This window comes from Celeribacter sp. (assembly GCF_048261515.1).
In the GTDB taxonomy this organism is placed as follows: Bacteria; Pseudomonadota; Alphaproteobacteria; order Rhodobacterales; family Rhodobacteraceae; genus Celeribacter.
In genome coordinates this window covers 836821-856007 of record NZ_JBLXFZ010000001.1, presented here as the reverse complement: position 1 = coordinate 856007, position 19187 = coordinate 836821, and the positions used below count along the sequence as shown (strand labels likewise).

At 61.7% G+C, this 19187-nt stretch carries 17 protein-coding genes and 1 riboswitch; of the genes, 5 read left to right on the top strand and 12 right to left on the bottom strand.

Annotation, left to right across the window (positions count from 1 at the left end; translation table 11 throughout):
* The first annotated feature begins 157 nt into the window (after positions 1 to 157).
* Positions 158 to 979, top strand: coding sequence for an SseB family protein (locus ACN0SC_RS04150; protein ID WP_417248388.1), 822 nt, complete (start codon positions 158 to 160; stop codon positions 977 to 979).
* 2 nt (positions 980 to 981) lie between these two features.
* On the opposite strand, the gene ACN0SC_RS04145 is transcribed toward ACN0SC_RS04150, so the two are convergent.
* The 9 genes from ACN0SC_RS04145 to ACN0SC_RS04105 all read right to left on the bottom strand — a co-directional run bounded on the left by ACN0SC_RS04145 (position 982) and on the right by ACN0SC_RS04105 (position 11410).
* Entirely contained in the window at positions 982 to 1923 is a 942-nt protein-coding gene (locus ACN0SC_RS04145; protein ID WP_417248387.1) for a 2-hydroxyacid dehydrogenase, read from the bottom strand.
* On the bottom strand, positions 1920 to 3068 hold the full coding sequence (rodA, locus tag ACN0SC_RS04140) for a rod shape-determining protein RodA (protein ID WP_417248386.1): 1149 nt from the start codon (positions 3066 to 3068) through the stop codon (positions 1920 to 1922). The genes ACN0SC_RS04145 and rodA overlap by 4 nt, the downstream gene beginning before the upstream one ends.
* Positions 3065 to 4990: a penicillin-binding protein 2 gene (mrdA, locus tag ACN0SC_RS04135; protein ID WP_417248385.1), complete on the bottom strand. Its 1926-nt coding sequence runs from the start codon at positions 4988 to 4990 to the stop codon at positions 3065 to 3067. Before mrdA ends, rodA begins: the two co-directional genes overlap by 4 nt.
* Positions 4991 to 5530: a rod shape-determining protein MreD gene (locus tag ACN0SC_RS04130; protein WP_417248384.1), complete on the bottom strand. Its 540-nt coding sequence runs from the start codon at positions 5528 to 5530 to the stop codon at positions 4991 to 4993.
* Complete coding sequence (gene mreC, locus ACN0SC_RS04125) at positions 5523 to 6482, bottom strand: rod shape-determining protein MreC (protein WP_417248383.1); 960 nt, start codon at positions 6480 to 6482, stop codon at positions 5523 to 5525. Before mreC ends, ACN0SC_RS04130 begins: the two co-directional genes overlap by 8 nt.
* 50 nt (positions 6483 to 6532) lie before the next feature.
* The gene (locus ACN0SC_RS04120) at positions 6533 to 7570 is read right to left on the bottom strand and encodes a rod shape-determining protein (protein ID WP_417248382.1); all 1038 of its coding nucleotides are present in this window, start codon (positions 7568 to 7570) and stop codon (positions 6533 to 6535) included.
* Between the two features lie 296 nt (positions 7571 to 7866).
* Positions 7867 to 9426 (bottom strand): 2-isopropylmalate synthase, encoded by a 1560-nt coding sequence (locus tag ACN0SC_RS04115; protein WP_417248381.1) that lies wholly within the window; start codon positions 9424 to 9426, stop codon positions 7867 to 7869.
* Between the two features lie 12 nt (positions 9427 to 9438).
* Positions 9439 to 9672 (bottom strand): hypothetical protein, encoded by a 234-nt coding sequence (locus ACN0SC_RS04110; protein ID WP_417248380.1) that lies wholly within the window; start codon positions 9670 to 9672, stop codon positions 9439 to 9441.
* A 244-nt stretch (positions 9673 to 9916) separates the two neighbouring features.
* Complete coding sequence (locus ACN0SC_RS04105; protein ID WP_417248379.1) at positions 9917 to 11410, bottom strand: MORN repeat-containing protein; 1494 nt, start codon at positions 11408 to 11410, stop codon at positions 9917 to 9919.
* Between the two features lie 215 nt (positions 11411 to 11625).
* Here ACN0SC_RS04105 and ACN0SC_RS04100 point away from each other — a divergent pair, with 215 nt between their 5' ends.
* Positions 11626 to 13284, top strand: coding sequence for an NAD+ synthase (locus ACN0SC_RS04100; RefSeq protein WP_417248378.1), 1659 nt, complete (start codon positions 11626 to 11628; stop codon positions 13282 to 13284).
* A 9-nt stretch (positions 13285 to 13293) separates the two neighbouring features.
* Here the strand turns inward: ACN0SC_RS04100 and ACN0SC_RS04095 are convergent, their stop codons facing one another.
* From ACN0SC_RS04095 to ACN0SC_RS04085, 3 genes are all read right to left on the bottom strand, one after another.
* Complete coding sequence (locus ACN0SC_RS04095) at positions 13294 to 14244, bottom strand: 1-phosphofructokinase family hexose kinase (protein ID WP_417248377.1); 951 nt, start codon at positions 14242 to 14244, stop codon at positions 13294 to 13296.
* A gap of 115 nt (positions 14245 to 14359) precedes the next feature.
* On the bottom strand, positions 14360 to 15265 hold the full coding sequence (locus tag ACN0SC_RS04090; protein WP_417248376.1) for an MBL fold metallo-hydrolase: 906 nt from the start codon (positions 15263 to 15265) through the stop codon (positions 14360 to 14362).
* Positions 15266 to 15386: 121 nt separating this feature from the next.
* Positions 15387 to 15827, bottom strand: coding sequence for a metallopeptidase family protein (locus tag ACN0SC_RS04085; RefSeq protein WP_417248375.1), 441 nt, complete (start codon positions 15825 to 15827; stop codon positions 15387 to 15389).
* 83 nt (positions 15828 to 15910) lie between these two features.
* On the opposite strand from ACN0SC_RS04085, the gene gltX reads away from it, so the two are divergent.
* From gltX to gcvH, 3 genes are all read left to right on the top strand, one after another.
* On the top strand, positions 15911 to 17233 hold the full coding sequence (gene gltX, locus ACN0SC_RS04080) for a glutamate--tRNA ligase (RefSeq protein ID WP_417248374.1): 1323 nt from the start codon (positions 15911 to 15913) through the stop codon (positions 17231 to 17233).
* Positions 17234 to 17362: 129 nt separating this feature from the next.
* Positions 17363 to 17457, top strand: a riboswitch (glycine riboswitch).
* 164 nt (positions 17458 to 17621) lie between these two features.
* On the top strand, positions 17622 to 18749 hold the full coding sequence (gcvT, locus tag ACN0SC_RS04075; protein WP_417248373.1) for a glycine cleavage system aminomethyltransferase GcvT: 1128 nt from the start codon (positions 17622 to 17624) through the stop codon (positions 18747 to 18749).
* A gap of 46 nt (positions 18750 to 18795) precedes the next feature.
* Positions 18796 to 19155: a glycine cleavage system protein GcvH gene (gcvH, locus tag ACN0SC_RS04070; RefSeq protein ID WP_417248552.1), complete on the top strand. Its 360-nt coding sequence runs from the start codon at positions 18796 to 18798 to the stop codon at positions 19153 to 19155.
* Positions 19156 to 19187 lie beyond the last annotated feature (32 nt).

Genomic DNA, 19187 nt, shown 5'->3' with positions numbered 1-19187 from the left:
GAAACGGGTTTGAAATCGGCACTTTGCACGGTCAGAAGGCGCTGCATCGGTGATGTGGAGAACGGATAACACGCTTTCGCTTGCCTCTCCCCTGTGCCTGCGGGTAGTCGTGTGGGCATCTTTGATACCCATCACATTCGAGCGAGCTCCAATGTCCATGTCCGACCCTTCCGTCACTCCCGCCGCTCACGACCCCGACGCGACTCCCATCGACCGCGCTCATGCCGCAATGATGGCTTCACCCGAAGATGATGCCGCTCGGTTGCGATTTTACGAGCGGGTGGCGGATGCGGAACTGTTCCTTCTTCTGGAAGAGGAACCACAAGATGATGGCCCTGTCACCCCGCGCGTGTTCCCTGTCGAGGATGACAGTTTCGTGCTGGTTTTCGACCGCGAGGAACGCCTTGCGTCCTTTGCGGGTGCAGTGCCCTATGTTGCGCTGTCGGGGCGGTCTCTGGCGGAGATGCTGGCAGGGTCGGGATTGGGGCTTGGTCTCAACCTGACGGTTGCGCCTTCCGAGATGCTCCTACCTGCCTCCGCTGTCGACTGGCTCCGCGACACTCTCGGTCATGAGCCGACCGAGGCTGAGGCTACCCCCGAAGAGATCACCCCGCCGCACGGCTTGCCCGAAGTGTTGATCGGCGCGCTGGACCAAAAGCTCGCCATTGCAGGCGGGTTGGCGCGGATGGCCTATCTCGCGGGTGTCAAATACGAGGGCGGCACGCGCAGCCATATCCTTGGATTCGTTGATCATATTCCCGGTGCAGAGCCAACACTCGCGCGGATTGTCTCGGAAGCGCTGACCTTTTCGGGGATTGAGGCAGGGGCACTGGATGTGGCGTTTTTCAAACCGTCCGATCCCGTCTGCGCCGCGTTGGCCCGTCACGGGTTGCGGTTTGATCTACCCGAACCCGAAGCGCCATCGACAGGCCCCTCCGCACCAGGCATGGACCCCGAAAGCCCGCCGAAACTCGTCTGACGTCAGTAGCCAGCCGCGCGGTCCACACGGTGCAGGAAATCCTGCCCTGCCTCACCGCGTTTGATGTTCTCGGCGATCACGGCGCTGGCCGTGTCGGGACGGGTGGCGGCGGCGATGTGGGGTGTGATGGTGATCTGTGGCACGCCCCAGAATGGGTGATCTTCGGGCAGGGGTTCGACGCGAAAAACATCAAGCGTTGCACTGCCGATCTGACCGCTCTTGATGGCCGCGATCAAAGCCTCGTCGTCGATCAAAACCCCGCGCCCCGGATTGATCACCGCAGCCCCGTGTGACAGCGCCGACAGCCTGTCGGCATTCAGTATGCTATGTGTCTGACATGTGTCGGGCAGGAGCGTGACCACCACGTCCGCGCCCGCAAGCGCATTCGTCAATCCACCCTCGCCGTGATGGCAGGTCAGCGTGGGGAAGGCATCGGCGGGTTTTGCGCGGCGCGACCAGCCATGCACATTAAATCCGAGGGCGGCGAGCGCCTCGGCACAGGTCGCGCCCAACTCGCCCAGACCCAGAACGGCCACCTTGCGGTCGCGTGCGAGTGGCGGGACGTGTTTGTCCCAATGGGGTGCAGTGGTACGCGTGTAGCGGTCGGCGCCGAGATGGGCCCGCATGACATGCCCCACTACATAGTCGCGCATCCCTAGCGCCAACCCGTCATCCACCATGCGGCAAAGAGGTTGGGTCAGGGTCGGATTGGTGACGATCTTCTCAACCCCTGCCCAGAGAGACAGAACCGCCTTGGCCCGCGTGAAGGGAGCGAAATCGGTGAGCGTGTCGTTGGGCGCATAGACGATGTAATCGACATCTGCCGCATCTGCCTCACGGGTTACGGTAGCGTCAATCCCGACCGCGCGGAGCGTCTCGGGAAGCACCTCGCGGTAATCGTCCCAATCATCATCGGGGGCGGAGAACAGAATGGTGAGCGTCATTTGCGACCCCTTGGCCTATGGATATGCGCCGACTGGACGAGGCCGAAGGCGACCATAAGCACCAGCATTGCCGATCCACCGTATGACACCAGCGGCAAGGGCACGCCGACGACAGGCGCAAGCCCCATCACCATCGACATGTTCACGGCGAAGAACAAAAAGAACGTCCCCGCGATCCCGACGGTGACAAGCGCGCCGAAACGGTCGGGGTTACGGGCCGCCGAGACGAGGCAGAAAACGATGATCAGCGCATAGAGTGCCAGAAGCGAGACGCCGCCCAGAAAGCCGAATTCCTCCGCCAACGTGGTGAAGATGAAGTCGGTGTGTTTCTCGGGCAGGAAGTTCAGCCGTGATTGCGTCGATTGCATAAACCCGCGCCCCGTCCAGCCACCCGAGCCAAGCGCGATCTTTGATTGGGTGATGTGATAGCCCGCACCGAGCGGATCGGTTGAGGGGTCAAGGAAGGTGTCGATGCGGCGGAACTGGTAGTCCTTGAGCAACTGCCACGAGGTGCCGCGTGAGGCAAACACCGCGCCAACGAGACCCGCGGCCATTGCGGTGACAGCACCGAAATACCAAAGTGAAACCCCTGCCGCGAACATCACCATCGCGCCGCCTGTGAGCATCAGGATTGAGGTGCCAAGGTCAGGCTGTTTGAGCACGAGCGCGGTCGGGACAAGAATGATCGCCACGGGGATCGCCACGTAAAGCGGACGCGAGACCTTGCCGATATCGAGCCAGTCGTAATAGGCCGCCAGAAACATCACGAGGGTGATTTTCATCAACTCGGAGGGCTGCAAACGCATGAAGCCAAGGTCGATCCACCGTTGCGCGCCCATGCCGATATCGCCAAAGAATTCGACCACAAGCAGCAGGACAAACGCGACCAGATAGCCGATCCCCGCCACGTTGCGCCAGAACCAGATCGGCACGAAGGCGACGATGAACATCAACGCGAGCCCCATGCCAAAGCGCTTCATCTGCGGCTCCGCCCATGGGGTCAGCGATCCGCCCGCATTCGAATAGAGCATCACGAAGCCGACCGAGGACACCGCCGCCAAAAGCACGACAAGCGCCCAATTGACGTAAAGCACTTTGGACAGGCCCGTGGGCACCGTCTTAAGATTGTGCTCAAGATAGCTCATGCGCGCGACCGCTCCGTTTCGTCCTCTTCGCTGCCGCGCAGGGGCAGATTGCGCAGGCGCTCGCGGATCGTGCCGCGTTGTGAAGAGGGGTAGCTGTCGAGGGGAGGCACTGCGCCGTGGAGCGCGAAAAGCATTATGTCGCGCGCAACGGGAGCCGCTGCTGTCGAGCCGCCGCCGCCGTGCTCCACGACCACCGAGACCGCGTATTTCGGTGCATCAAAGGGTGCGTAGGAGACGAAAAGCGCGTGGTCACGCTGCTCCCAAGGCACGTCGCGGTTGTTGACCACAGCCGAGCGCACCTGTGATGTCCCCGTCTTGCCCGCCATGCGCAATGTGGCATTCGCGATGCGTGAACTATAGGCCGTTCCGCGCGACGAATTGGAGACTTCATACATGCCTTGGCGCACCGAGCGGAGCATGTTCTTGTTGATGTCGAGAGACCCGCCGCCACGCAGGGGTTGTTCCACGCCATCGACCGATTTGATCATGCGCGGGATCACCTCGCGACCCGTCGCAATTCGCGCAGTCATCACGGCCAGTTGCATTGGTGTCGTCAGAACATAGCCCTGCCCGATGGAGGCATTGAGACTGTCGCCCACCACCCATTCGGCCCCGCGATTGACGAGCTTCCATTGCTTGTCGGGCATCAGGCCCGAATTTTCCCCTGACACAGGCAGGTCGTAAGTCGAGCCAAGGCCGAGTTTGCGTCCCATTGCGGCGATCCGCTCAATCCCGACACGCTGTGCCATTTCGTAGTAATAGACATCGCAAGAATGGCGCAGCGATCCTGTTAGATCGACATTTCCGTGCCCCGCGCGTTTCCAGCAGTGGAACCGACGCCCGCCGACTTCCGTATGACCAAGGCAGCGCACCGTTTCATTGGGGGCAACCTCGCCCGCCTCAAGCGCGGCAAGCGCCGTCACCATTTTGAACGTCGAGCCAGGGGGGTAGGCACCCTGCATCGATTTCGACGGCAGGGGGCGGAATTTGTTTTCCAGAAGGGCGTTGTAATCGGCGACCGAGATGCCACGCACGAAGAGGTTCGGGTCGAAAGCGGGCGTGGATCCCGCCGCCAGAACGTCGCCCGATTCCACGTCGATAACCACGGCGGCAGCGCTTTCGCCCGCCAGTCGCGCCTGAACGAAATTCTGCAATTTGCTATCGAAGGTGAGCTGGATATTTGCGCCCGCAACTCCCTCCTGACGATCAAGTTCGCGGATGATGCGGCCGTGGACGTTTTGCTCCACGCGCATCGTGCCCGACTTTCCTTTAAGCGTCGATTCCAGCCGCGCCTCGATTCCGGCCTTGCCCATCTGGAAACGCGGAATGCGGTAGAGCGGGTCGATCTCGTCCATCTTCGACAGGTCATAACTCGACACGGGGCCGACATAGCCGACCATATGGGCGAAATCCTCGTGGAGCGGGTAGAACCGCGACAGGCCAACTTCGGGCGTCACACCTGGGAGTGCGGGACCATTGGCGGCCACAGCTGAAAAGGCTTCCCAACTGAGGCGGTCGGCGATGGTGATTGGTGCCGAGGGGCCTGTCTCGCGCGAACGGATTTCTTTGCGCACGCGTTCCTGCTCGCTCTCGGGCAGGCCGATCAGCCGCTCCAGTTCCGCCAGCACCAGATCAAGCTGGCTGGCGTCTTCCTTGCGGATCACGATGCGGAATGTCTGTTCGTTCTCGGCGATCACCGCGCCGTTACGATCGTAGAGCAATCCGCGCGCGGGCGGAAGCTGGCGGATCTTGACGCGGTTTTCCTCGGCAAGAAGACGGAACTGGTCGGCCTGATCCACCTGCAAATACCGCATCCGCAGTCCGAGCGCGCCCATGAACGCGAGCTGCGCCCCGCCAAGCAACAACGTGCGGCGGGAGATCTTGCGCACAGAGGCGGCGGTTTCGGCTGGAGAACGACGCATCTAGGATTGCCTCATCAACTCGTCGGCTTCGGTCGGTGTGAGTTTCGTTACCGACAGAGCCTTCGACGAGATCAACACAACGAGCGGGTAGGCCGCAAGGGTTGAAACCTGTTCCAGCAACACAAGTCCGAGAGATGTCTGGTCCACCATGAACACCGCCAAGGTCGCGCGGTAGAGAACGGCCATCGCTACAAGCACCCCGCCAACCATCGCCCATTCCACCAGAAACGGCATGTCGCGCGAGGTCGGTTCACGGCGGCGCAGGAACTCAAGTCCGATAATCGAGATCGCAGCCCACAGACCAGGAGGGCGCAGGAAGATCACGTCCGAAAGGAAGAACACTGGCGCGGCGACAAAGAGCGGAAGGAAATCGGGGCGACGCAGCACCCATGCAAAGGCAACCGCGAGGGCCACATCGGGGCCAGGCCAATGACCCGTGCCCGACGACAAGGGCAGAAGGTAAACGAAGACAGTCGCGCCGAAAATGGCCAGAAACGCGGCGCGGTGTCCCCATTTGCGGATCGTGCGCGGATCAACCATCGCCCGCCCCTGTGTCCGCGTCCTCGCCCGTGGTGTCTTCGCCATCGCTCACGTCAGTTCCATCGTGGGAGGGTGCGAAGGTATCAAGCGGCTCTTCGGGGACGATCAGTGATCCTGGATCGACAATGCGCTCCCCCTCATGCGTGCGCAAGACGCGCAGGTAGTCTAGGCGTTCGTAGTCGGCCGACAGGATCACCCGTAGTCGGCGGTCGGGGCCGAGGGCCACTTGGCCCACGAGAATATTGGGCGGGAACACACCGCCATCGCCCGAGGACACAACACGGTCGCCAGGGCGCACAAGTTCGGGGTTCTCGATAAACTCCAGCGGCGGACGCGCTGTATTGTCACCTGACAGGATCGCGCGCTGGCCCGAAGGTTGCACCGTCACGGGCAGGCGCGAGTTGCTATCGGTCAGAAGGATCACGCGCGAGGTATTCTCGCCCACGCCCGAGATCCGTCCGACAAGGCCCAGCCCGTCCGTTGTGGCCCAACCGTCCATAATTCCATCGCGCGCACCCACGTTAATGAGCACGGACTGGCGGAACGGCGAGCCGCTATCGGCCAGCACCAGCCCCGAAACAGAGGTCAGCTTGGGGTCGAGTTGCACAGCATTGAGGGCGCGCAGTTTGGCGTTTTGCTGCTCCAGTTGAACAGCGGCCTCTTTCCACGCCTGCATGTCGCGCAATTCGCGGCGCAGCTCTTGGTTCTGCTCGTAGATACGTTGGTAACTCTGGAAGTTCTCGACCATGCCGACGACCTTGGTCACAGGCACCAAAGCCCATTCCATCGAGGGCATCACACGGTCGATCAGTTGCGCACGCATCCGCTCGACGCGCGGGCTGTCGATGCGCCAAAGCACGAAAACGGCCAGAAAGCACAGCACCAACAACCCGACCAGCAATCGCCGGATCGGGCGGACATAATTGTCGGAGTTGCCTCTATCTCTGGCCACCTGTGTCCTCGTGCGCAGTGGCCCCGCCCCGATAAGGGGCGCGCGGGCCGTCAGCTATCGTAGTCGATGACATGGCGGAGTTGTTTCTCATACTCCAGTGCCTTGCCAGTGCCGAGTGCCACACAATTTAGTGACTCGTCGGCCACCGAAATGGCCAGACCCGTCTGCTCGCGCAGAGCCAGATCCAGCTCGCCCAAGAGCGCCCCGCCCCCCGTCAGCATCACACCGCGATCCACGATGTCTGCGGCAAGATCGGGCGGCGTGGTTTCAAGCGCGGCCATGACGGCTTCGCAAATCTGCTGCACAGGTTCGGCGAGTGCTTCGGCCACTTGGGCCTGCGAAATCTCGATCTCTTTGGGAACACCGTTGAGCAGGTCGCGCCCGCGGATGGTCAGCACTCCGCCGCGTCCGTCGTCGGGCATCCGTGCAGTGCCGATGGTGGTTTTGATCCGTTCGGCGGTGCCTTCCCCGATGAGAAGGTTCTGCTGGCGGCGCAGGTAGGCAACGATGGCGTCGTCCATACGGTCACCACCAACGCGCACCGAGCGCGCATAAACGATGTCACCGAGCGAGAGAACGGCCACTTCGGTCGTCCCGCCGCCGATGTCGACAACCATGTTGCCCGTGGGGTCGGTAATGGGCATCCCTGCACCGATGGCTGCGGCAATCGGCTCTGCGATCAGGCCCGCGCGGCGCGCACCAGCGGAGAGAACCGACTGGCGAATGGCGCGTTTCTCGACAGGGGTCGCACCGTGGGGGACACAGACGATGATCTTCGGCTTGGAGAAGGTCGTGCGCTTATGCACCTTGCGGATGAAGTGTTTGATCATCTCTTCGGCGGTGTCGAAATCCGCGATCACACCGTCGCGCATCGGGCGGATGGCCTCGATGGAGCCTGGTGTCTTGCCGAGCATGTGCTTGGCGTCCTCACCCACGGCGAGCACCTGTTTGCGGCCGTCCTTGACGTGATAGGCCACCACAGACGGTTCGTTGAGAATAATGCCTTTGCCTTTGACATAAACCAGCGTGTTCGCCGTGCCGAGGTCGATCGCCATGTCCGACGAGAAAAGTCCCGAGAAGCCCGCCATTTCGTCTAAATACCCCTAAATCTCATTGGAGGGAGAATCCCCCGTATCGGCAGACTTATAAGTGTCTCGCGCCTGCGGGGAAAGGGGCAGGGCGGTCCCATGTGGCGAAGTCCTGCCGTTGAACAGGGCTATAGGGTGGACAAGGTGCCATTTTGGTGCGCGGGCGGCGACGGGGCGGTCGCGTGAAGATGTTCGATTGTGCGCCCTTTGCACCTTTGAAACGTGACATGGCGCGAAGTTTCCCTCGCGCCATGTTCGATTTTGATAAGTGACGCGCGATCCGCGTCCTGCGGGGATCAGTCCGCGTCGGTGTATTTGATCTCTTTGACGTCGCCGCCGCTGGCCTTTTCGTGGCGCACCAACAGGCGGTTGAGCGCGTTGATATAGGCCTTGGCAGAGGCGAAAACCGTGTCGGTGTGGGAGCTTTGCCCCGTTGCGATTTTACCGTCCTCTTCGAGGCGCACCACCACTGTGGCCTGTGCATCGGTGCCTTCGGTCACGGCCTGCACTTGATAGAGTTGCAGGCGGGCGGTGGTCGGGAACAATTCCTTGATCGCCTTGAACGTGGCGTCGACAGGACCGTCACCCTCGACCGTGCAATGCTTCTCCTCGCCGTCGATTTCGAGAATGATGTCGGCGGTTTGCGGAGCCTCGGAGCCACAGATCACACGCAGGTGTTTGATTTTCACGCGCTCGTTCTGGCTGTCCGCGCCGCTGGCCTGCATCAGGGCGATCACGTCATCGTCAAAGACTTCCTTCTTGCGGTCGGCCAGTTCTTTGAACCGCACGAAAACGTCCTTGAGCTGGTTGTCGGCCAGCGAATAGCCCAACTCCTCCAGTTTGGCACGCAACGCCGCGCGGCCCGAGTGTTTGCCCAAGGGCAGGGAGGTGCCCGTCAGGCCCACATCCTGCGGACGCATGATCTCGAAGGTGTCGGCGCTCTTGAGCATCCCGTCTTGGTGGATGCCGCTCTCGTGGGCGAAGGCGTTTTTGCCAACGATGGCCTTGTTCGGTTGAACGACAAATCCCGACACCTGCGACACGCGCCGCGAGATATTCATCAGCTTGGTGGTATCGATCCCCGTGGAGTAGGGCATCAAGTCGCCCCGCACGCGCATGGCCATGACGACTTCTTCGAGGGCGGTATTGCCCGCGCGCTCGCCCAGACCGTTGATCGTGCATTCGATCTGGCGTGCGCCGCCGTCGACAGCAGCCAGAGAGTTGGCGGTCGCCATGCCGAGGTCGTTGTGACAGTGGGTGGCGAAGACCACCTCATCGGCACCAGGCACAGTTTCGATCAGCCTCTTGATCAGGTTGGCGCTTTCACGCGGGGCGGTGTAGCCCACGGTGTCGGGAATGTTGATCGTGGTCGCGCCCGCCTTGATCGCGATCTCGATCACGCGGCACAGATAGTCCCACTCGGTCCGTGTTGCGTCCATCGGCGACCACTGAACATTGTCGCACAGGTTGCGCGCGTGGGTCACGGTGTCGTGGATACGTTCGGCCATCTCGTCCTTGTTGAGGTTCGGAATGGCGCGGTGTTGTGGGCTTGTGCCGATAAACGTGTGAATGCGCGGCGATTTGGCGTGCTTCACGGCTTCCCAGCAGCGGTCGATATCCGCGTAATTCGCGCGTGCCAAGCCGCAGATCGTGGCGTTGCGGCTTTGTTTCGCGATCTCGGAAACCGCTTCGAAATCCCCTTGGCTGGCAATCGGGAAGCCTGCCTCGATGATGTCTACGCCCATCTCGTCGAGAAGCGTGGCGATTTCCAGTTTCTCGTTATGGCTCATGGTTGCGCCAGGGCTTTGTTCGCCGTCGCGCAAAGTGGTGTCGAATATCAGGACTCTATCGGTCATGTCCCTGTCTCCTCAAATACGGGTTTTCGGAGCGGCAGCGCAGTCACTGTCGCTGGAATTCGGTTTGTCTTTGAACGCAATGGCGTTTTCACCCGCCTGAACAATGACAGGATCGGCGTTCTCATAATCCATGACGGGGGCGACCTCAAGAAAGCGAGCTATGCCTTGGCCGGTCGAGCCATGGATCGTGGCGGTCACGGGGGTGACGGCATGCGCAGGTGACTGCGTCGGGTAGGTAGTGTGCATGGTGGTGTCCTTAGCTGTGCTGAATCTGGCGCGTGAATACCCCCGAGCGGTCGCGCCGATGGCACGCTCAGAGGCAGCTAAGGAGTAGAAGCGCACGACGAAGACCCGCGTCACTGCGCAGGGCTAGGGTCGTGTTATGGGGCTTCGTCGTCATGCGAGCGACTATAGCCGCGCAATCGCTAAAGAAAAGCCCATTTTTGCACCAATCGTGGAGCGGGATGTCGCGGTGAGGGGGAGCGCGGGCCTATTCATCCGCTTTCGGAGCGTCTTCGGCAGGGGTGTCGCCCGCACCGTCGGTGGCTCCGTCAGCGGCGCTGTCGTCAGGCGTGACGAGCGCGCCTTCGGACCATTCACCCGTGGCAACCTCGCCAGTGGCATAGGTGATCGTGCCCCGCCCCTGACGTTTGCCGTTCTCGAAAGTCCCTTCGTAGACATCGCCGTTTGCGTAGGTCGCGCGGCCTTGTCCGTGCATCTCGCCCGCTTTCCATTCGCCCGTGTAGCTGAAGCCCGATGGCATGGTCGCTGTGCCTTGCCCCTCGCGTTTACCATCGACGAAGCCGCCCTTGTAAACCGTGCCATCGGCGTAGGTTGCGGTGCCCTGTCCTTGGCGCATGCCTTCGACCCACTCGCCTTCGTAGACGAAACCATCGGTGTAGGTCATCTTGCCGAAGCCGTGGTTTTTCGCGTTGCGGAACTCACCTTCGTAGATCAGGCCGTTGGAGTAGCGCGCGGTGCCTGTGCCTTCGATGATGCCATATTGCCAGTCGCCCTCGTATGTCGTGCCAGAGGGGTAGGTGATCTTGCCCTTGCCGTGGCTCAGATCGTCAAGGAATTCGCCGACATAAACCGAACCGTCAGGATGCACGACGCGGCCATAGCCTTCGATGCGGCCCTCGGTCCATTGGCCCGTGTAGACGTATCCGTCTGTGCCTGTGTAGGTGCCCTGTCCCGATCGCTTGTCATCGGCAAACTCGCCCACGTAGGTGTCGCCATTGGCATAAGTGACCTTGCCGGTCCCGTCGCGTTTGCCTGCGCGGAGGTCGCCCTCATAGACATCGCCGTTGGGTTGGGTGATCTTGCCTTGACCGTCGCATTGGTTGTCGACCCAAGTGCAGTCGAAGATCAGACCGTCCTCCATGGTCAACACGCCCTCGCCGTGGCGTTTGTCGTCCTGCACGCCGCCTTCGTATACGGCGCCTTCGGGATAGGTGATCTTGCCCTGACCTTCCTTGACGCCGTTCACCCAGTCGCCCTCGTAGACATAGCCAGAGGGGCTTTCCATGCGGCCTTGGCCGTGGTGTGCCGCGCCGAGGAAGCCGCCCTCGTAGGTCACGCCGTTGGCATAGGTGGCCACGCCCGATCCAGTCGCCTCACCCTCGGCCCAATCGCCCTCATAGGTGCCGCCATCGGCATAGGTGATCTTGCCGAAGCCGTGCGGCTTGCCCGCCTCAAAGGCGCCTTCGTAGATGGAGCCATCGGGGTAGCGCGCGAGGCCTTGCCCCTTGATCTCCCCGTCGACCCACTCGCCCGTGTATTCAAAGCCCGAAGGCAGGGAATAGGTGCCTACCCCGTGCTGCAATCCGTTGCGGAAGGTGCCCTCGTAGATGCCACCTTCGTCATTCTGGCGTGTGATCACCTCGCCCGCCTCTTGCGCAAAGGCGCCAGACACGGTCCCCAAAGTGGTCAATGTCAGGAGCGTCACCGCCCCGAGGCTCAGAAATCGCGTGGTTAACGTCATGTATGGCACCTTGCCTGTATTCTGTCTGTCGCTGCGGGCGACCGGATCGTCTTGGCGCATCGCGCGCCCGCACCCGCGGCCTCAACGGGCACCCTGCCCGATCCACGCCAAACCTAGAGGCGTGGCCCGCGAGGGGCAAATGTTTTTGCCGCACTCGGCTTTCCCTTGCTGCACATTCTGGTAAACCAAGCTCGCAAGATAGAAAGGCGCGCGACATGAGCGAGAGATTCCGTCTCACACTGGCCCAGTTGAACCCGACCGTAGGCGCGATTGACGCCAATGCCGAGGCCGCGCGTGCGGCGCATGACGAGGCCCGCGCCGCGGGGGCGGATCTGATCGCCTTTCCCGAGATGTTCATAACGGGCTACCAGACGCAGGATCTCGTCAAAAAGCCCGCTTTGGTGAATGCCGCGATGGCCAAGCTTGAGGAGCTAGCAGCGCTCACCGTAGATGGCCCCGCGATCGCCATTGGTGGCCCATACGCCTACGCCGAGGCGCTCTATAACGGCTACTGGATATTGGAAGACGGCGCGGTGAAAGTGGTGCTGCGCAAGCACCACCTGCCCAATTTCAACGTCTTTGACGAGAAGCGACTTTTCGCCGAAGGGCCTGTCGAAGGGCCTTACGCGATCAAGGGGATGCGGATCGGTTCGCCCATTTGTGAGGACGCATGGCACGAGGACGTGGCCGAGGCGCAGGTGGAGAGCGGCGCGGAGATTCTGCTGGTGCCCAACGGTTCGCCCTACTTCCGCAACAAATTCGATATTCGCCTGACCCATATGGTCAGCCGTGTCACCGAGAACGACGTGCCGCTGGTCTATCTCAACATGGTCGGGGGGCAGGACGATCAGGTTTTCGACGGCGGCTCGTTCGTGCTGAACCGTCACGGAAAGCCTGCGCAAATCATGCCCGTGTTTGACGAGGCGATTGCCCATGTGGATTTCGTCAAGAGCGATGGCCGTTGGGTGGCAGAGGATGGCGATGTTGCCCATCATCCCGACGAATGGGAACAGGACTACCGCGCGATGGTCGAGAGCCTGCGCGATTACCTGCGCAAGACGGGGTTTGGCAAGGTCCTGCTCGGTCTGTCGGGCGGGATCGATAGCGCCATCGTCGCCACCATTGCCGTGGACGCCATCGGTGCGGAGAATGTGCGCTGCGTTATGCTGCCGTCTGAATACACCTCTCAAGGCTCGCTTGATGACGCCAAAGACATCGCCACCCGTCTTGGCTGCCACTATGATTTCGTGCCGATCAAGGCGGGACGCGATGCGATCACCGAGACGCTCGCCCCGCTCTTTGAGGGGCGTGAGGCGGATGTGACCGAAGAGAACGTCCAGTCGCGCCTGCGTGGTCTGCTGCTTATGGCCATGTCCAACAAGTTCGGCGAGATGCTCCTGACCACGGGGAACAAATCCGAAGTGGCTGTCGGCTATGCCACGATCTATGGCGACATGAACGGCGGCTACAACCCGATCAAGGATCTCTACAAGACGCGGGTGTTCGAGCAATGCCGCTGGCGCAATGCCAATCACCGCGACTGGATGATGGGGCCTGAGGGTGAAGTCATCCCCGTGTCGATCATCGACAAGCCGCCATCGGCGGAGCTGCGTCCCGACCAGAAGGATGAGGACAGCCTGCCGCCCTATGAGGTTCTGGACGCGATCCTTGAGGGGTTGGTGGACCGCGAGGAAAGCGTGGCCGATCTGGCCGCGGCGGGCTTTGATCGCGCCACGGTCAAGCGGGTCGAGCACCTGCTCTACATCAGCGAATACAAGCGCTTCCAATCGGCCCCAGGCACACGACTGACGCAGGCGGCCTTCTGGCTGGATCGTCGCTACCCGATTGCGAACCGTTGGCGGGACGAGAGCTAGGGCGCGTCCCTAGATCTCGACCAGCTTGCAGCCATCCAGAAGCCGCGCAACGTCCTTGGGATCGCACAGCCGTGTGCCCTTGGTCGTGACCGTGGCAGAGGCGGCGGCGGTGCCGAAGCACAGGGCTTGATGCATGTCGTCGCCGCGCGCGAGAGCCATGGTGAAGGCCCCCACAAAACTGTCGCCTGCACCTACGGCCGAGACAACTTCGGCGGGATCAATGGCGCGCGAGGCGTGCCAGCGACCATCAGACGTGGCCAAGGTGGACCCGTCCGAGCCGCGCGCAATGATGACCGTGCGTGCTACACCGCGCGCGACCAGTTCAGAGGCATAGTCGGCCGTATCCGCGCGGGTCGGCAATTTGCGGCCCGCGATATCCTCGGCCTCCACATCATCCATGCGCAGCACGAAAGGATTGGCGGGATTGGCGACCAGTTCGTGCAGCGGCGCGCCCGATGTGTCGACGAAGAGCCGCACCCCATGTGCGTCAAGATTGTGTGACAGCCGCGATGTGAAGTCGACGGGCACACCCGGAGGCTGCGAGCCGGAGAGCACTACGATCCCACCATCTGGAGCCGCCCGATCAATGGCGTGTAGCGCATCGGAGACCGCTTCCGTCGTCCATGTCGGGCCAGGCATGACGAAGCGATACTGCGCCCCTGTCGCGGCGTCAGTCACAGCGATGGACTGGCGCGTGTCACCCGTGACGGCAAAGGCGGTGAAGCGCACCCCTTCGCGCGCGAGCAGCCGCAAAAGCCGCGCCCCAGTCTCTCCACCCGTGGCAATAAAGGCCGTGCTGTCTCCGCCCAAAAACTTGATCGCGCGCGAGACATTGATGCCGCCGCCGCCCGGATCGGCCTCAGGCATGGAACACCGCAGCTTCGGCCCCGCGACCACCTCGGGAACGGAGGTCGACAAATCAACCGTCGGGTTGAGTGTGATGGTTAGAATTTCCGCCATGCGCCCCTCCATTCAACCGTGGACCCGTTATCGCAAACATACCTTCCGCAATCGGTAGCTGCTTTGACACAGGTCAGGCAAGTCGAGTGGCGCATAAATTCGCGCGCAATCGAGGTCAGCCGATAGGTGTAAACGCATAGCCTTCGCCACGTCGCTCGACATGGCCGTGGGCGGGAAATGGCATGTGATACCCAATGAGCGGCACCTGATCCGTGGCCAGCATGTCGAGCATTTTCTTGCGGGTCGCCACTGCCTGTGCCTTGTCCGCGTCGAAGAGCATTTCCCAATCGGGATTGGCCAGCGAGAAGGCGAAGTGGTTGGAGAAATCCGCGCCCAGTACCAGCCGCTGCCCCGCGCTTTCCAGATGATAGGCCATATGCCCCGGCGTGTGACCAAAGGCTGCCATGGCGGTAATGCCCGAAGCCACAGCGTCGCCATCGCCGATGACGTCGAAACGGTCCTGCATCGGGCGGATACGCGCCTCGAACCCATCGTCGCCAGAGAAGTCCCAATGGTCCATCTCGTCGGCGCCCGTGACATGGGCCGCATTGGCAAAGGTCGCGTCACCGTCCGTGCCGATCCCGCCGATATGGTCGCCGTGCATGTGGGTGATGACAACGCGGTCGATGTCTTCGGGCGTGTGGCCGATTGCGGCCAGCGCATTGGTGATCGCATCGCGCGATGTGCCCGTGTCAAAGAGGATCAACTCGCTTCCCGTGTTGACCAGTGTCGGGGTGAAATAGAACGTGGTCTCCTTTGGATCGAGCCCATTGGCGGCTGCGACCGCGGCGAAGGTCTCATCGTCCACGTTGAGCCCGAAAATGTTGTGCGGGTCGCGCACCATGCGGGTCTCGGCCAACAGGGTTGTCACTTCGAAGTCGCCGAGTTTGAAGCTGTGGTGCTGGTGGCTTTGCGCCCATGACCAGCGGGGCAGGCTGGCTGCGGCGGGCAGGGCGGCCGCCCCCGCCAAGAAGGTGCGGCGGGCGAGGTGTGGTGCGGAACGAGGCGTGGATCTGGTCATGTTGAATTCCTCCCGAGTGTGCGATTCTCGCATTGTATTTATTGAATGCGAATGTAGCGCGGAAACGGGTCACGTCCATAGAACTGTGATCCCCGAGCGGTGGAGGCCGCGTGTGGGACGGTCAATCCATCTCCCACCACGGGTCGATTGTCGCGATGTCGTCGTCGGACCAGCCGAAATGGTGCGCGAATTCATGGACGGTGACGTGGCTGACCATCTGGCGGAGCGTGACATTCCCGCGCATAACCCATTCATCAAGGATCGGACGGCGGAAGAGCCAGACCGTGTCGGGTGCATTCGCCTGATCCATCGTGGATTTCTCGGTCATCGGGATGCCCGTGTAGAGGCCCGTCAGTTCGAAGGGATCTTCGATGCCAATCTCGGCCAGCAAATCCTCAGGCGCGAAATCCATCACCGTGATCGCCACCTGACCCGCCAGCACGCGGAATGCGGGCGGCAGGGCGGCAACGGTTTCGAAAGCGATGGCTTCGATCTGCGCCAGATCGGGCGGCAGCGCATTGTCGTCGGTCGTCACTTCGGGCGTCTGCTCGGTTTCGGCCATTGCGTCGTCTCCTTGTCTGGCTCCTCTCGATATGGACTCTTTGCCCGTGATATGAAAGAGGAAGCGCCAACAGGAGACCTCACATGACCGTCACACGTTTCGCGCCCTCCCCCACGGGCTACATCCACATCGGCAACCTGCGCACTGCGCTGATGAACTACCTGATCGCACGAAAGAACGGTGGCCAGTTCATCCTGCGCCTCGACGACACCGATCCCGAGCGTTCCAAACAGGAATATGCCGACGCGATCATGGAAGACCTCGAATGGCTTGGCCTGACGTGGGATCGGCTTGAAAAACAGTCCGACCGCCTCGACCGCTACAATCAGGCCGCCGACGAATTGCGCGAGATGGGCCGTTTCTACGAGTGTTTCGAGACACCCACCGAACTTGATCTCAAGCGCAAGAAACAGCTAAACATGGGCAAGCCCCCCGTCTACGACCGTGCGGGTCTGGCGCTCTCCGAGGAGGAGAAAGCTGCCCTGCGTGCCGAGCGCGGTGACGGTGTGTGGCGCTTCAAGCTCGACCACGAGCGGATCACTTGGACCGATGGTATCCTTGGCGATATGTCGATTGACGCGGCCTCTGTCTCCGATCCCGTGCTGATCCGCGCGGACGGGCAATTCCTCTACACGCTCGCCTCCGTCTGCGATGACGTGGATTTCGGCATCACCAATGTTGTGCGTGGCTCCGATCACGTCACCAACACCGCGACGCAGATCCAGATCATCAATGCTCTCGGTGGCACGGTTCCCGAATTCGCCCACCATTCGCTGCTCACAGGGCCGCAGGGTGAGGCGCTGTCCAAACGTTTGGGCACTTTGGCGCTGCGTGACTTGCGCGAGGCGGGGATTGAGCCGATGGCGCTTTTGTCGCTCATGGCGCGTCTTGGTTCGTCGCAGCCCGTCGAATTGCGCACTTCGATGGAAGAGCTGATCGAGGGCTTCGATCTCGCGACCTTCGGCGCGGCCCCGACCAAGTTCGATCCCGAAGACCTCAAGCCACTCTCCGCGCAGGTCAACCATGCCCGCCCGTTTGCGGAGGTGAAGGACGAGGTGCTGGCGCTTGGCGTGCCTGCCGATCAGGCTGAAGCCTTCTGGAACGTGGTGCGCGAAAATATCACGGTGAAGGCCGATATGGCCGAATGGTGGACCCTGTTCCGCGATGGCGCCACCCCGCTTGTCGATGACGAGGATCGCGAGTTTATCGCGCAGGCCTTCGACCTGCTGCCGCAGCCGCCCTACACGGACGCAACGTGGAAAGAGTGGACCACTGCTGTCAAGGACGCCACGGGCCGCAAGGGCAAGGGGCTGTTCATGCCGCTGCGCAAGGCGGTCACGGGGCGCGAACGTGGGCCCGATATGTCTTCGGTAATGCCGCTATTGCAGGTCGCACCGAAGCTTTGATCCGCGCACCTGCGCCGTTTCTGCCAATTCCTTGATCAACCGCCGCCCTGCAACCCGCACGGGCGGCGGTTTTGTTTCCTATCGGAAACTTCTCCTCTTGCGACGAATCCCGCCATGTCATAGAGCGGATGTGACAGGTCGGGAGAAGAGGAACGTCTGCGCAGCCTCTACCGAAGGAGCAACCGCCCCGGTAAACTCTCAGGTAAAAGGACCGTCCTGTTACATAAAACTCTGGAGAGAGGCGCGTAAGGCGTGCCCGCCGACGGGATAACGATCTCAGGCACCAAGGACAGAGGGGGCATCGGTCGGGGGATTGCCCCGTCGTGATGCCGGGCGTCTCTCGCGCCGGCCCCAATCGCACCGCAGCAGCGGTCAGGAGCAGGACCAGATGAGTGACCTAGAGACGACCCCCCTTTATGATTTCCACCTTCGCCATGATGCAAAGATGGTGCCCTTCGCGGGATACGACATGCCCGTGCAATATCCCCTCGGCGTGATGAAAGAGCATCTGCACACACGCGCCGCGGCGGGGCTTTTTGACGTCAGCCACATGGGGCAGGTGATGCTCACTTCCGCTGATGGTCATGAGGCCCTGTGCCTTGCGTTGGAGGCCATCGTGCCTGTGTCGGTTCTGGGCATTGCTGAAGGGCGTCAGCGCTACGGGATCTTTACCAATGGGGACGGTGGCATTCTGGATGACCTGATGATTGCCAACACGGGGGCGGGACTTTTCCTCGTGGTTAACGCGGCCTGCAAGGTCGCTGACGTTGCCCATCTCCGTGCGCATCTGCCCGAGCACGTGGCCGTCACGGAGATCACCGACCGCGCGCTCGTTGCGCTGCAAGGGCCAGCGGCAGAGGCCGCGCTCGCACGCATCATTCCCGACGTTGTCGAAATGCGCTTCATGGACAGCCGTATCTTTACCGTGTCGGGCACCGAATACTGGGTGTCGCGGTCGGGCTATACGGGCGAGGACGGGTTTGAAATCTCGCTGCCTGCCGAAGACGCGGACGAGTTTGCCGAGGCGCTTGTCGCGATGGAGGAGGTCGAGCCTATCGGTCTTGGCGCGCGCGATAGCCTGCGCCTTGAGGCTGGGCTGTGCCTCTATGGTCATGACATTGACGAGACAACCACGCCAGCCGAGGGCAATATTGGCTGGGCGATCCAAGGTGCACGTCGCGCGGGCGGTGCGCGGGAGGGTGGCTTCCCTGGTGCCGAGCGTATCCTGCGCGAACTGGCCGAGGGACCGAGCCGCCTGCGTGTTGGCCTGCTCCCCGAAGGCCGCGCGCCGATGCGCGAGGGCACGCCGCTCTTTGCCAATGAAACCGACAGCACGCCGATTGGAACGATTACTTCGGGCGGTTTTGCTCCGTCCCTGCAAAAACCGATTGCCATGGGCTACCTGCCCGCCGACCATGCGGATACGGGCACGCGCATCTTTGCCGAATTGCGGGGCAAGCGCCTGCCTGTGAGCGTGGCGGCTCTGCCGTTCCGCGCATCGACCTACAAACGCTGAAGACACGAACACCACAGTGAGAGGATTTCCATCTATGTCCGACGACATCAAATTCACCGAAGAACACGAATGGCTGCGCATCGAGGACGATCTTGTCGTCGTCGGAATTACCGAACACGCGGCGACATCGCTTGGCGATGTGGTGTTTGTCGAGCTGCCTGATGAAGGCCAGACCGTCTCCAAAGACGACGAGGTTGTAGTGATCGAAAGCGTCAAAGCCGCCTCCGATATCCTCGCCCCGCTCGATGGCGAAATCGTCGAAGTGAATGGTCCTCTGGCTGAAGATCCCGGCAAGGTGAACGAAGACCCGCTGGGCGATGCATGGTTCTTCAAGATGAAGATCGAAGACATGTCCGCGCTCGACGACTTCATGTCCGAGGCCGAATACAAGAACCACGTCGGCTGATCGCGCCACACCACTTTCGACCAATTGGGAGC

What these genes read in the sequence shown, in the direction of transcription:
- ACN0SC_RS04150 (WP_417248388.1), top strand. Translation starts at nt 158, where the DNA reads ATGTCCGACCCTTCCGTCACTCCCGCCGCTCACGACCCCGACGCGACT.
- ACN0SC_RS04145 (WP_417248387.1), bottom strand. Translation starts at nt 1,923, where the DNA reads ATGACGCTCACCATTCTGTTCTCCGCCCCCGATGATGATTGGGACGAT.
- rodA (WP_417248386.1), bottom strand. Translation starts at nt 3,068, where the DNA reads ATGAGCTATCTTGAGCACAATCTTAAGACGGTGCCCACGGGCCTGTCC.
- mrdA (WP_417248385.1), bottom strand. Translation starts at nt 4,990, where the DNA reads ATGCGTCGTTCTCCAGCCGAAACCGCCGCCTCTGTGCGCAAGATCTCC.
- ACN0SC_RS04130 (WP_417248384.1), bottom strand. Translation starts at nt 5,530, where the DNA reads ATGGTTGATCCGCGCACGATCCGCAAATGGGGACACCGCGCCGCGTTT.
- ACN0SC_RS04120 (WP_417248382.1), bottom strand. Translation starts at nt 7,570, where the DNA reads ATGGCGGGCTTCTCGGGACTTTTCTCGTCGGACATGGCGATCGACCTC.
- ACN0SC_RS04115 (WP_417248381.1), bottom strand. Translation starts at nt 9,426, where the DNA reads ATGACCGATAGAGTCCTGATATTCGACACCACTTTGCGCGACGGCGAA.
- ACN0SC_RS04110 (WP_417248380.1), bottom strand. Translation starts at nt 9,672, where the DNA reads ATGCACACTACCTACCCGACGCAGTCACCTGCGCATGCCGTCACCCCC.
- ACN0SC_RS04105 (WP_417248379.1), bottom strand. Translation starts at nt 11,410, where the DNA reads ATGACGTTAACCACGCGATTTCTGAGCCTCGGGGCGGTGACGCTCCTG.
- ACN0SC_RS04100 (WP_417248378.1), top strand. Translation starts at nt 11,626, where the DNA reads ATGAGCGAGAGATTCCGTCTCACACTGGCCCAGTTGAACCCGACCGTA.
- ACN0SC_RS04095 (WP_417248377.1), bottom strand. Translation starts at nt 14,244, where the DNA reads ATGGCGGAAATTCTAACCATCACACTCAACCCGACGGTTGATTTGTCG.
- ACN0SC_RS04090 (WP_417248376.1), bottom strand. Translation starts at nt 15,265, where the DNA reads ATGACCAGATCCACGCCTCGTTCCGCACCACACCTCGCCCGCCGCACC.
- ACN0SC_RS04085 (WP_417248375.1), bottom strand. Translation starts at nt 15,827, where the DNA reads ATGGCCGAAACCGAGCAGACGCCCGAAGTGACGACCGACGACAATGCG.
- gltX (WP_417248374.1), top strand. Translation starts at nt 15,911, where the DNA reads ATGACCGTCACACGTTTCGCGCCCTCCCCCACGGGCTACATCCACATC.
- gcvT (WP_417248373.1), top strand. Translation starts at nt 17,622, where the DNA reads ATGAGTGACCTAGAGACGACCCCCCTTTATGATTTCCACCTTCGCCAT.